Annotated in this window: 10 protein-coding genes; 2 read left to right on the top strand and 8 right to left on the bottom strand. The window is 69.8% G+C overall.

From position 1 onward, the window contains the following. Positions 1–27: 27 nt before the first annotated feature. Together purE and OG226_RS29955 are read right to left on the bottom strand one after the other, a co-directional pair. A complete protein-coding gene (purE, locus tag OG226_RS29960; RefSeq protein ID WP_328682863.1) occupies positions 28–567 on the bottom strand; it encodes a 5-(carboxyamino)imidazole ribonucleotide mutase in 540 nt (179 codons plus the stop codon). Then, a complete protein-coding gene (locus tag OG226_RS29955) occupies positions 564–1,703 on the bottom strand; it encodes a 5-(carboxyamino)imidazole ribonucleotide synthase (protein ID WP_329350585.1) in 1,140 nt (379 codons plus the stop codon). Before OG226_RS29955 ends, purE begins: the two co-directional genes overlap by 4 nt. A 163-nt stretch (positions 1,704–1,866) precedes the next feature. Between OG226_RS29955 and OG226_RS29950 the strand changes: the two genes are divergently transcribed. After that, positions 1,867–2,403, top strand: coding sequence for a GtrA family protein (locus OG226_RS29950; protein ID WP_329350583.1), 537 nt, complete (start codon positions 1,867–1,869; stop codon positions 2,401–2,403). A gap of 22 nt (positions 2,404–2,425) precedes the next feature. On the opposite strand, the gene OG226_RS29945 is transcribed toward OG226_RS29950, so the two are convergent. Continuing rightward, on the bottom strand, positions 2,426–3,703 hold the full coding sequence (locus OG226_RS29945; protein ID WP_329350582.1) for an ATP-binding protein: 1,278 nt from the start codon (positions 3,701–3,703) through the stop codon (positions 2,426–2,428). Positions 3,704–3,841: 138 nt separating this feature from the next. Next, positions 3,842–4,519 carry a response regulator transcription factor gene (locus OG226_RS29940; protein WP_174447603.1) on the bottom strand — a complete coding sequence of 226 codons (678 nt, stop codon included), beginning with the start codon at positions 4,517–4,519 and terminating at the stop codon, positions 3,842–3,844. A 459-nt stretch (positions 4,520–4,978) separates the two neighbouring features. On the opposite strand from OG226_RS29940, the gene OG226_RS29935 reads away from it, so the two are divergent. Next, positions 4,979–6,475: an oligopeptide:H+ symporter gene (locus tag OG226_RS29935; RefSeq protein WP_329350580.1), complete on the top strand. Its 1,497-nt coding sequence runs from the start codon at positions 4,979–4,981 to the stop codon at positions 6,473–6,475. 2,029 nt (positions 6,476–8,504) lie between these two features. Here the strand turns inward: OG226_RS29935 and OG226_RS29930 are convergent. From OG226_RS29930 to OG226_RS29915, 4 genes are read right to left on the bottom strand one after another with little or no spacing between them, the layout of a single operon-like run. Continuing rightward, positions 8,505–9,845, bottom strand: a complete 1,341-nt coding sequence (locus OG226_RS29930; RefSeq protein WP_329350579.1) for a hypothetical protein — start codon at positions 9,843–9,845, stop codon at positions 8,505–8,507. Next, on the bottom strand, positions 9,842–10,954 hold the full coding sequence (locus OG226_RS29925; RefSeq protein WP_329350577.1) for a hypothetical protein: 1,113 nt from the start codon (positions 10,952–10,954) through the stop codon (positions 9,842–9,844). Before OG226_RS29925 ends, OG226_RS29930 begins: the two co-directional genes overlap by 4 nt. Then, on the bottom strand, positions 10,951–11,808 hold the full coding sequence (locus OG226_RS29920; protein WP_329353547.1) for a COG1470 family protein: 858 nt from the start codon (positions 11,806–11,808) through the stop codon (positions 10,951–10,953). Before OG226_RS29920 ends, OG226_RS29925 begins: the two co-directional genes overlap by 4 nt. Positions 11,809–11,840: 32 nt before the next feature. Continuing rightward, positions 11,841–12,587 (bottom strand): LPXTG cell wall anchor domain-containing protein, encoded by a 747-nt coding sequence (locus OG226_RS29915; RefSeq protein ID WP_328682850.1) that lies wholly within the window; start codon positions 12,585–12,587, stop codon positions 11,841–11,843. Positions 12,588–12,642 lie beyond the last annotated feature (55 nt).

The raw sequence follows: 12,642 nt of genomic DNA, 5'->3' as shown, positions 1-12,642 counted from the left end.
TCGTCCCCGTCATCGCCGTCATCGCCGTCACTTCCCGAAGCCGAAGCCGCTGGCGCCGCCGCCCTCGACCTTGGCCCGCAGCCGCTTGCCCTTCTCGGTGGCCTGGTCGTTCAACTCCTGCTGGAACTCCCGCATACGGACGAGGAGTTCGTCGTCGTGCGTGGCCAGGATGCGCGCGGCGAGCAGACCCGCGTTGCGCGCGCCGGCGACCGAGACGGTGGCGACGGGGACACCGGCCGGCATCTGCACGATGGACAGCAACGAGTCCATGCCGTCCAGGTACTTCAGCGGCACGGGAACGCCGATCACCGGCAGCGGCGTCACCGAGGCGAGCATGCCCGGGAGGTGGGCGGCGCCGCCCGCACCCGCGATGAGCACCTTGAGACCGCGGCCGTCGGCCCGCTCGCCGTACGTGATCATCTCGCGCGGCATGCGATGCGCGGAGAGGACGTCGACCTCGTACGCGATCTCGAACTCGTCGAGGGCCTTCGCGGCACCCTCCATGACGGACCAGTCGGAGTCCGACCCCATGACGATTCCTACGACGGGTCCTGCGACGGAGCTCATTCGGTGATCGTGCCTCTCAGATAGCCGGCTGCGTGGCGCGCGCGGTCCAGGACGTCGTCCAGGTCGTCGCCGTAGGTGTTGACGTGGCCCACCTTGCGGCCGGGCTTCACGTCCTTGCCGTACATGTGGATCTTCAGCTGGGGGTCCCGGGCCATGCAGTGCAGGTACGCGGAGTACATGTCCGGGTAGTCGCCGCCGAGAACGTTACACATGACGGTCCATGTGTCACGTGCGCGCGGATCGCCCAGCGGGAGGTCGAGGACCGCGCGGACGTGGTTCGCGAACTGGCTGGTGATCGCGCCGTCCTGGGTCCAGTGACCGGAGTTGTGCGGGCGCATGGCGAGTTCGTTGACGAGGATGCGGCCGTCGCGGGTCTGGAACAGTTCGACGGCGAGGTGGCCGACGACCCCGAGTTCCTTGGCGATGCGCAGCGCCATCTCCTCGGCCCGCAGCGCGAGGGACTCGTCCAGGTCGGGGGCGGGCGCGATGACCGTGTCGCAGACGCCGTTGACCTGCTGGGACTCGACGACCGGGTAGGCGACGGCCTGGCCGTGCGGGGACCGTACGACGTTCGCCGCCAGCTCCCGCACGAAGTCGACCTTCTCCTCGGCGAGGACCGGGACGCCGGCGCGGAAGGGGTCGGCGGCCTCCTCCGGGGAGTCGACGACCCACACGCCCTTGCCGTCGTAGCCGCCGCGGACGGTCTTGAGGACGACCGGGAAGCCGTCCCCCTCGGCCGCGAAGGCGACGACGTCCGCCGGGTCGCTGACGAGGCGGTGCCGCGGGCACGGCACGCCGATCTCGACGAGCTTCGCGCGCATCACGCCCTTGTCCTGGGCGTGCACGAGCGCGTCGGGGCCGGGGCGCACGGGGATGCCCTCCGCCTCCAGAGCGCGCAGATGCTCGGTGGGTACGTGTTCGTGATCGAAGGTGATCACGTCGCAGCCCCGCGCGAAGTCACGCAGCGTGTCGAGGTCGCGGTAGTCGCCGATGACGACATCGCCGACGACCTGCGCCGCGGATTCCTGAGGGGTGTCACTGAGGAGCTTGAATTTGATGCCGAGCGGGATGCCCGCCTCGTGTGTCATACGAGCGAGCTGCCCCCCGCCGACCATGCCGACTACCGGAAACGTCACTCCCCCAGGGTATCGGTCACGCCAGGGCGGCCTGATTTCCGTACCTCTTACCGTTCTTTTCCGGGTCTCTTCCCGACCTGTGAGCGGCTTCACGGGCGCCGGGGGAAAGCGGTGGTTAGCATGGCTGGGTCGAGAATCCGAGAAGACGGGGGCCTGCACAACCATGGAGCCTGGTTCCGAAGGGCCTTTCAAACGGCTCGCCCGCGAGGTCGCCAAGTTCGGCGCGGTGGGCGTGGTGGGCACCGTGGTGAACTTCGCGGTCTCGAATCTGCTGTGGCATCTGACCAGCCTGCAGGCCGTGCGCGCCAACGTGATCGCGACGATCGTCGCCATCGCGTGCAACTACGTCGGCTTCCGGTACTTCACCTACCGTGACCGCGACAAGAGCGCCCGCACCAAGGAACTGAGCCTGTTCCTGGCGTTCAGCCTGGTCGGCCTGGTGATCGAGAACGGCGTCCTGTTCGCGGCGATCTACGGCTTCGGCTGGGACAGCTCGCTGCAGCGCAACGTCTTCAAGGTGCTCGGCATCGGCATCGCGACGCTGTTCCGCTTCTGGTCGTACCGCAGCTGGGTGTTCAAGGCGCTGCCGACGGAGGACGGGGACGAGGGTGAGGCCGGGGAACCCGTCGCGAAGACGGAGGCCCCCCTCATCGAGCCGCAGCGTGAGCCGCTGCCCCGCCCCAAGCAGCACGTGAGCTGAACCCGCCCGCTCCCTCCGGTCGCTAGCGGACCGTGGGCTCGTCGTCGTCCACCGGCAGCCGCTTCGTCGGCGGCGTACGCGACAGGAACAGGCCGAACACCGGCGGCTGCGCCTGCAGCATCTCCAGCCGCCCGCCGTCCGCCTCCGCGAGATCCCGGGCGACCGCGAGCCCGATCCCCGTGGAGTTACGGCCACTGATCGTCCGCTCGAAGATGCGAGCACCGAGGTCCGTGGGAACACCGGGCCCTTCGTCCGTGACTTCTACGACGGCCTGGTTGCCGGTGACGCGGGTACGCAGGGCGACCGTGCCGCCGCCGTGCATCAGGGAGTTCTCGATCAGCGCGGCCAGCACCTGCGCGACGGCTCCCGGGGTGCCGACGGCCTGGAGGTGCCGTTTGCCCGAGCTGACGATCGCGCGGCCCTCGCTGCGGTAGGCGGGGCGCCACTCGGCGAGCTGCTGCTGGATGACCTCGTCGAGGTCGAAGGAGACGGCGGATCCGGTACGGGGGTCACGCGCGTTCGTCAGCAGCCGCTCCACGACGTCCGTGAGCCGCTCGACCTGTGTCAGCGCGATCGTCGCCTCCTCCTTCACCGTGTCCGGGTCGTCCGTGAGGGTGATCTCCTCCAGCCGCATGGACAGCGCGGTCAGCGGCGTACGCAGCTGGTGCGAGGCGTCCGCGGCGAGCCTGCGCTCGGCGGTGAGCATGCGGGCGATGCGCTCCGCGGAGGAGTCGAGGACGTCGGCGACCCGGTCCAACTCCGGGACGCTGTACCGCTTGTGCCGGGGCCTCGGATCACCGGAACCGAGCCGCTCTGCCGTCTCCGCGAGATCGGTGAGCGGTGAGGCGAGCCGGTTGGCCTGCCGTACGGCGAGCAGCACCGCGGCGACGACGGCGAGCAGGGCGACGGCGCCGATGATGAGCAGCGTCCGCCCGACCTCACGGGTGACGGTCGAGCGGGGCTCCTCCACGGTGACCGTCTCGCCCTCCTCGCCCTTGGCGGTGGAGCGGATGACGTCACCGGTCGGCTTGGTACCCACCGCGATCACCGGGTCGCCCGGGATGCGGATCACGGCGTAACGGTCCTCCGTGACCTGCGTGCGCAGCACCTCGGAGTCGACGATCTCCGCCCCGAGAATCCGGCTGTCCACGATGCTGGCCAGCCTGAGCGCCTCGGAATCCACGCGTTCCTGGGCGCTGTTGCTGATGGTCCGCGTCTCGACGATGACAAGAGACACACCGAAGACGGCGATGACCACGAGCACCACGGCGAGCGTGGACTGAATAAGACGACGACGCACGGGACTCTCCGAGAAAGGGTGACGTCAGCGCCCCTTCAAGGGCGCTTCAGGGGCACGGGGAACTGCGCGACCAGCCATACGCAGCCAGCACCCCCGCACCCACCCAAGCCACCATGGCGATGACGCGCGTAAACCGACCTAGCTCTTCTCGAACCGGAAACCCACACCCCGCACCGTCGCGATGTACCGGGGGTTGGCCGCATCGTCACCGAGCTTCTTCCGCAGCCAGGAGATGTGCATGTCGAGGGTCTTGGTCGACGACCACCACGTCGTGTCCCACACCTCGCGCATCAACTGGTCACGAGTCACCACCCGCCCGGCGTCCCGCACAAGCACCCGCAGCAGGTCGAACTCCTTGGCCGTGAGCTGGAGTTCCTCGTCGCCCATCCACGCGCGGTGGGACTCGACGTCGATACGGACGCCGTGCGTGGCGGGCGGCTGCGCGGGCTCGGCCGCGCCGCGCCGGAGCAGGGCCCGGACACGGGCGAGCAGTTCGGCGAGCCGGAAGGGTTTGGTGACGTAGTCGTCGGCGCCCGCGTCGAGGCCGACGACGGTGTCCACCTCGTCGGCGCGCGCGGTCAGGATGAGGATGGGGACGGTGTGGCCCTCGGCGCGCAGTCGGCGGGCCACTTCCAGGCCGTCCATGCCGGGCAGGCCCAGGTCCAGGACACACAGGTCGATGCCGCCCTGGATGCCGGCGTCGAGCGCTGTCGGTCCGTCCTCGCGCACCTCGACCTCGTAACCTTCCCGTCGCAAAGCGCGGGCCAGCGGCTCCGAGATGGACGCGTCGTCCTCGGCGAGCAGTACACGGGTCATGAGGTGATGGTAGTCCGCCTCGGACAGCGGTCGGGGTGTGATCGCCACGAGTGATTCTTACCTTCGGGCAAGTCGGATCCGCAGCGGTGAAGAATCTGGTCCGAACCTGTGCCTGTGGGATGTGATCCTTGTATTCACCTTCGAAAAGTCGACCACGGTTCCACTTCACCCTGTGATCGATGTCTCAAGTCCTTCCATTTCCGGCGGTGTCCTGCCGTATGGTGACCTGAACGCCTGTAGCAACACCGGGGACCTTTGGCGAGCATTTACAGCTGAAGGTCTCTTTTGTGTGCGGGCTGGCTGTCGCCAGCCTTGAAAGGAATGACCTGTGGCCGGGTGACCCGGGGCGCACTCCCCGAGGGCGTGGGGACGGATGTGCAGATCCCGCCGGTGCCGGCCGCCCCCCACCGGGCGCGCGACCGCTCTTGCACGCGCGTCCCGAACCAGCAAGGAACGACCATGGCGTCCAGCCTGACGAAGGACTCGGTGACTCCGGGCACCCCCGGTTCCGAGACGACCTTCTTCGGCCACCCCCGCGGACTGGCCACTCTCTTCATGACCGAGATGTGGGAGCGATTCTCCTACTACGGCATGAAGGCTCTCCTCCCGCTGTACCTGGTGGCACCGGGCGGCCTGCACATGAACGCGGCCACCGCGACCGCGATCTACTCGGTGTACCTGTCGCTCGTGTACCTGCTCGCCCTCCCCGGCGGCTGGTTCGCGGACCGGGTCCTCGGCCCCCGCAAGACGGTCGCCGTAGCCGGCGTGATCATCATGATCGGCCACCTCACCCTGGCCCTCCCGTCCTCGGGCACGTTCTTCGCGGGCCTCGGCCTGGTGGCGATCGGCTCGGGTCTGCTGAAGGCCAACATCTCCACGATGGTCGGCCACCTCTACGACGGCCCGGACGACCCGCGCCGCGACGGCGGCTTCACGCTCTTCTACATCGGCATCAACATCGGCGCGTTCGCCGCGCCGCTGGCCATCGGTACCGTCGGCGAGAACTTCAACTGGCACGTCGGCTTCGCGCTCGCCGCGGTCGGCATGGCCATCGGCCTCGCCCAGTACCTGCTCGGCACGCGTCACCTCAGCTCCCGCTCGGACATCGTCCCCACGCCGCTGTCCGCCGAGGAGAAGACAGCCACGCTGCGCAAGTCGGCGCTGTGGGCTGCCGTCGCCGTCGTCTTCTACGCGATCGTCGGCTTCTCCGGCCACTACACCCTGAACTGGCTGCTGGTCCCGATCACCATCGCCGGCCTGCTGATCCCGGTCCTGGTCATCGCCCGCATCAAGCGCGACAAGGACCTCGACCGCTCCGAGCAGTCGAAGATGTCCGCGTACATCTGGTTCTTCGTCGCCGCGGCCGTCTTCTGGATGATCTACGACCAGGGCGGCTCGACGGTGTCCCTGTTCGCCGACTCCTCCGCGAAGAACACCGTCTTCGGCTGGCACTTCCCGGTCTCCTGGTACCAGTCGGTCAACCCGGTCCTCATCATGGCCCTGGCCCCGGTCTTCGCCTGGGCCTGGCTGGCCATGGCCCGCCGCGGCAAGGAGCCGAGCACGGCGACGAAGTTCGCGATGGGCCTGGTCCTCATCGGCGCGTCCTTCTTCCTCTTCCTGGCCCCGCTCGCGATCGCCGACGGCGGTCACAAGGCGGCGGCGATGTGGCTCGTGGCGATCTACTTCGTCCAGACGGTCGGCGAACTGACCCTCTCCCCCGTCGGTCTCTCCGTCACCACGAAGATGGCCCCCGCGAAGTACGCCTCCCAGATGATGGGTGTCTGGTTCCTCGCGGTCACGGCAGGCGACGCCACGACAGGCCTCCTCTCCATCGCCGGCGTCAACCTCAACAAGACAGGCATCGTCACCCTCGAAGCGGCCCTCGCGGTCCTCGCGGGCGCGGCGGTCTGGATGTACCGCAAGAAGGTCAGGGAACTCATGGGCGACGTCCACTGACATGCGTCTACGGCAACGCGCCAAAGGGCCGCTGGATCCTTCGGGATACGGCGGCTCTTTCCCATCCCCGGCGCTTTCCAGTGAACGTTGGGCCACTCGCTTCTTGGTCAGTGTCGTGCTTCCGCGTCCCGAGTAAAGGGCGCTCCCTGCGGTCGCGTCGGCTGCGCCGATTCCGCTGCGCTCCACCCTTGACTAGGGCCGCTCCAGCCCGTTCCAGAAGCGAGCGAGCGGCCCGGAAGGACGGGTGGCCAAGGTGGGCGGGCCCCTGTCTGTACTGCGTCGGGGGCCGGTGTGGAGGGGACGCGTCCGCGTCTCGCCAGCACGCCGGGCCGGCTCAGCGGCTATCGCCCGGTGGGGTGGGAGGCGCGGGTGGTGACCGCCGCCTTGGGCAGATCCGGGCCGGTGCGCGGGGACGCATTCGCGTCTCGCCAGCACGCCGGGCTGGTTTAGCGACTATCTGCCGGTGGGGTGGGAGGGTGCGGTGGGGACTGCCCCCCTGGGCTGATCCGGGACGGTGCGAGGGGGCGCGCTCGCGTCTCGCCTGCACGCCGGGCCGGCTCAGCGGCCAACGGCCGGTGGGGTGGGAGGTGCGGTGGCGCCTGCCCCCTGGCCTGATCCGGGCCGGTGCGAGGGGGCGCGTTCGCGTCTCGCCTGCACGCCGGGCTGGCTCAGCGGCCAACGGCCGGCGGGGTGGGAGGTGCGGGTGGTGACCGCCGCCTCGGGCTGATCCGGGCCGGTGCGCGGGGACGCATTCGCGTCTCGCCAGCACGCCGGGCCGGCTCAGCGGCCAACGGCCGGCGGGGTGGGAGGTGCGGTGGGGACTGCCGCCTTGGGTTGATCCGGGACGGTGCGAGGGGGTGCGTTCGCGTCTCGCCTGCACGCCGGGCCGGCTCAGCGGCTATCGGCAGGTGGAGTGGAGAGAACACGGGAGCACAGGACACAGGGCACAGGGCACGGGGGCATGGGGTATGGGGCATGGGGGTGCGTCTTGTCGTCTCGCCCTCACGCCGTGCCTCGGCTCAGCGGCCGACCCTGGATGGGTGGGTGGTTGGTGGAAGCCGGGGGTAAATCTAACCACCGTCCTGACCTTTGGCCGGTTAGGAAAGACTCCGGCCTCCCGAAGGGGCAGGACCGGAGGCCGGGGTCAGGAGGGGGGAGGTGGGTCCGGGAAGTGTGACACTTCCACTTCGAGTGTCACATTGCTGCGGACCGGGTACCCCAGGGCCCGGGGAAGGCAGACCGGTCGACGGGGATTCACCGTCCAGGCCACCACTCGGGACATCGCCCGGGCCGCCGCCCGGAACCAGTCCGGAGTCCGGAGTCCGGAGTCCGGAGCCTTCCGCCATGCCTACGGCCCGGAACTGCCCATCAGCCACAGCCTGTCGACCAGGACCCGATGCCCGTGACGTTGGTCCCCGCGTGCCACACCGGCCGGTGGCCGCTGAACGGGCCCCGCGTGCGGGCGCGACGCCGGCGCGCCACCTCGCCCCCGACCCCACCCTCGCTGGAAACCGGGGTCTTTTCTAACCGGTAACGGCACACCACACCGGTTAGTTTTACCCACAGCCTCCACCCCCCCCCCCACCGGCCGTTGGCCGGTGGCCGCTGAGCCGAACCGACGTGCAGGCCAGACGCCGGCGCGCCGACCTCGACCCGGCCCACTCTTCTCTGGAAGCCGGGGTCATCTCTCACCAGTAAAATCCTGCCACGGTGGTTGGATTTACCCCCGGCTTCCCGCACCCACCCGCCGACCCGCCGGGGGTTGGCCGCTGAGCCCGCCCGGCGTGCTGGCGAGACGGCAGCGCGCCCCCACACCCCGGCCCGGAACGCAGTACAGGTGGGGGGATGCGTACCCGGGCCACCCATCCCTCGGGGCCGCCCGCTCGCTTCTCACCACGGGATTGCGGGAGACGAGTCAAGGGTGGAGCGCAGCGGAATCGGCACAGCCGACGCGACCGCAGGGAGCGCCCTTTACTCGGCTCCCGCAATCCCGACACTGACCAAGAAGCGGGCAGCCAACCCGTACTTGTCAGCGCAGTCGCCTCCGTCCCGGCATGAACGTGAACACCGCCACGCCAAGCAGGATCGCCGTACCGGAGACGAGGCCGAGCGCTTTCAGGCCGCCGTGGCTGTCCGAGCCCGTCTCCGCCAAGCCCCCTGAAGTGGATGTCGACGTTGACGTACCGCCCGATGTCGACGAGCCGCCGGACGCGCCGCTTGCCTGTTCCGTCGTGTCCAGGGTCAGCGAGACCTCCGACTTCGTGGGGGTGCAAGTGGTCGTCGTGCCGAGGGCGTTGACCGTGAGGACGCCGGGGGACAGTGTCGACGTACCGCTCGCGCCCGGCTTGTATGTGCCCGTCAGGTCCGGGATCGCGATCGGGTCGCCGGACTTGATGGCGGCGGAGTTGGTCGGCCCCTCCACGTGGACCGTGCCCTTGTCGGCGCCGCCCAGGACCACCTCCATCGACGGCTTCACGGAGTCCGCCGGAATGTCCGCCGGGCTGTCCATCACCGACCCGTTGAACTTCACGGTGAGGTCGTAACTCCCGCCGTCTTTCGTGGCGTTGATCTGCACGGGCGAGGTCGCGTTCTTGTCACCGATAGGCGTCTTGCACGCGTACGGGACGGAGACCTCCTTGCCGGTGAAGTCCGTCTGACCGGTTCCGGTGCCGTCACTGGAGCTCGCCGATGCCGAGTCGCTGGGCGAGGCTGATTCCGATGCCGATGCCGATGCCGATGCCGATGCTGAAGCCGATGTCGAGTCCGACGGGGTTGGGGACGTGCTGGACGAACTGCCGTCCCCCGCCGTCACATTGATCGTCGCCGAAGGCGAGACCGTCGCCGTCGGTGCGCACTTCGTGTCCGTCGAGAACGCGTTGACCGTGTACGCGTCCGGCGTCAGCGTCACCGACCCCGCCGTCGTCAGCTTCAACGTGCCCTTCATGTCGGACAGGGTCATCACCGCGCCCTTGGGAATCGCCGGGTTCGTGCGCGGGCCCAGCATCGCGATGTCGGCGGTCTGTGCGCCGCCCGCCTTCAGAATCCCGGACGGCTGGACCGAGTTGGCGGGCAGGTCGATGATGTCGGGGTTCTTGGACGCGGCCTGGGTGAACTTCCAGACGACGTCGACCGTGTCGCCCACCCTCGCCGTGGCGGGCGCGGTGATCTCGACCTTGGTGGTGCCGTCGACCGGGTCGATGCCGGCGGGCGGCACGCAGTGGGTGGCGTAGGACACCTCGGCGGCCTGCGCGGTCCCGGCGGTCAGGCCGAGCGCGAGGCCCGCACCGCCGAGGACCAGCGCGAACGTGGCCGCGCCCGCTCTCCGTACACCGCCTCCGCCGACCGGTATGACTCTCCTTCGCTTGCTCACGTAAGTCCCTTCCTGGTGGGAGTCGTCGGACTCGTCGGGCTGTCGTCGTGCGGTGCGGAGAGTCGACCGGCCGCCGTGCCCGGATCCGAGTCCGGGGTGAACCACGGCAGGGTCGAGGTCGTAGGGGCGGCAGCTTCCTGAGAGTCGGCCGGTTTGCCGAACTTCGGCATGCGCAGGGTGACTTGGGCAGGCACGTGCAGGCCCCGGTGCCGGGGCGGGCCCATGCTGCGGGCCGCCTTGCGTGGCCGTAGGCGGTCCACCACGGCCATCCCGATGCGGAACACCGCCGCCGGTACGACCACGCAGACCAGGATCCAGAACAGGGTCACGCCCCAGGGGCGGCCCACGCCCCACGGTTGTTCGGCGAGCACCCGGCCGCCGTACTTCATCGAGACGGTGTAGTCGCCGTGCGCGCCGGCCGAGAGTTCGACGGGGAGTTTGATCTCCGCCTTTCCGCCGGGCGCGATCGTGCCGCTGAACTGCTGGTCGTCCCACTGCGGCGCGAACACCCCGTGGGAGGTGCCGACTTGGAACACGGGGTTCTTGACGGGGGACGAACCTGCGTTGCCCACGGTGAAGACCAGCGTGCGGGACGGTGGTGCCCCGAACCAGGTCAGCAGCCCGCTCGAACCGTCCAGCCGGGTGTCCGACAGGACCGACAGACGTCCGGCGGAGGGCTCCGCGGGTAGGGGTTCGACTGCGTGTCCGGCCACCTGGAAGACCGTGTCCGCCGACGCGCTCGCGCCCGTCACCGTCGCCACATGCACCACGCACGGGCACGGCACCGGCGGTTCGGACACCGGCAGCTTCTTGCTGAAGACGCCCTTGGCGTCCGTCGTCACGGCTCTGCCGTTCGCGTTCGCACAGGAGTTGGTGCCGCCGATCACCCCGCGTGCGGGCGTCGCCTGTCCGCAGATCAGCATCATCAGCAGGGCGTGCGGCCGCCAGCCGCTCCCGGAGACGGTGATCGAACCGCCCGCCCCCGCCTGCGACTTGGAGAGCTTCACGCTCGGCCCGCCCGCCGCCGCGGCAGACGTCGTCCCCGCCAACGGCAGCAGAAGCAGCGCGAGTACCGCCACCAGCGCCGGAATCCGCACCTTGCCGCTCACATCGCCGCTCCCGTCAACTCGGTCTGCGTGTACGGGTGTTCGGCCGTCGCATCGTCCTCATCCGTACGGTGCCGTCGACGTCGTAGGCGTAGGCGTACGAGAAGCAGGGCCGCCCCGGCCGTCAGCGCGGCGCCGGTACCCGCCACCGCTTCCCATGGCACGAACCGTGTCGACACGTTCGCCGTGTCGTGGGCGCCGCCTGTCGCTGTGACCGTGAGGCGTAGGTGGACCGCGTCCAGGGTGGGGTGGTCGGGCCAGGGTTCGGTGAGCTTCAGGCGTTGGCCGGGCGGGAGTTGGACGGGGAGGGCGCGGGAGGTGCGGTCCAGGAGGGTGCCGAAGAGGCCGGTGGCGTGGACGGCGAGGTTCGGGGTGAGGGGTGTGGTGCCGCGGTTGACCAGGTCGTAGGTGATGCGGTCGCCGTGGACCGCCACGTGTTCGACGGTCAGGGCCGACAACGCCGGTCCGCGTACGTGGAGTTGGAGTCGTACCCTCGCCTCTCGGCCCTGCGTGTCGCGCGCGGTGATCGTGGCGGTCCGGTCGCCGGGGGCCGCGGTCGTCGGGACGTTCACCGTGAACGGGATGTCCGCCCGGGTGCGGGCCGGGACCCCGACTCCCGTGTCGGCGAAGGTGATCGGGACGCCCGTGGCGTGCAGTCGTACGGTGACCGGGTGGGTGGTGGGGTTGGTCACGGACAGCGTGTCCTGGAGGGTCGTGCCGGGCTCGCCCTCGGCGTAGAACGTCGGGCGTCCGCCGCCCGCGGGCGCAACGGTCCATCCCCCGGCGGCCGTTGCGGTCGGCGTGGCCGCCAGGAGGGCTAGGAGGGACAGACACAGGACGCGGGCGGTCGACGACATCATGGGCGGCTCCAGCGGGCTTGCGGGGGCTGTCAGCGGCGGGCGCGGGCCGTCTGGTTGCGCCGGGTCAGCCACAGGGTGCCCGCCGCGCCCGCGAGCAGGACCGTGCCGCCGAGCGTGCCGAGGGCGATGACCGAGTCGTCGGGGCCGGTCTTCGGGAGCGTGCCGCCGGAGTCCGTACCGGTGCCGGAACTGGTGGAGCCCGTCGTGCCCGTCGAGCCCGTCGTGCCCGTCGAGCCCGTCGAGCCGCTGGATCCCGACGAGCCGCCCGCCGCCGTGACGTCGAGCGTGAGGGACGGGCCGGGGCTGTTGGTGGGGGTGCAGGTCGTCGTCGTACCGAGGGCCTTGATGGTGAGGACGGCCGCCGTGAACGTGACCTTGCCGGACGCCTTCGGGGTGTACGTACCCGTCAAGTCGTTGATTTTGATGGGGGTGTTGGCGGGGATCGCGGCCTGGTTGGCGGGGCCCGACACCGCGACCGTGCCGCTGTCCGCGCCGCCCAGCTTGATGGTGGCGCTCGGGCTCATCGCACCCTTGCCGAGTTCGACGGGGCTGGAGGAGACGCCCTTCTGCCAGGACATCGTGAGCTGGTAGCCGCTGCCGCTCTTGACACCCTTGATGTCGATCGGCGAGACGGCGGTCTTGACGCCGATGGGCGTCTGGCACTTGTAGTTGACGTCGACCACGTCGGCCCGGGCTGCGGGGGCGGCCATGAATACCGCCGAGCCGGCCAGGGCCGCGACGGACGCGAGCGCTGCGGTTCGTTTCTGGTACGACACGGTCCCCTCATTCCTGACGGCACATCAGATCGGCCGTCAAGGTACGCCCGGGGTC

Origin of the sequence: Streptomyces sp. NBC_01261 (assembly GCF_036226385.1) — a bacterium.
Classification (GTDB): Bacteria; Actinomycetota; Actinomycetes; order Streptomycetales; family Streptomycetaceae; genus Streptomyces.
Note: the sequence above shows the minus strand (reverse complement) of the source record. Positions and strands in the feature narration are given on the sequence as shown.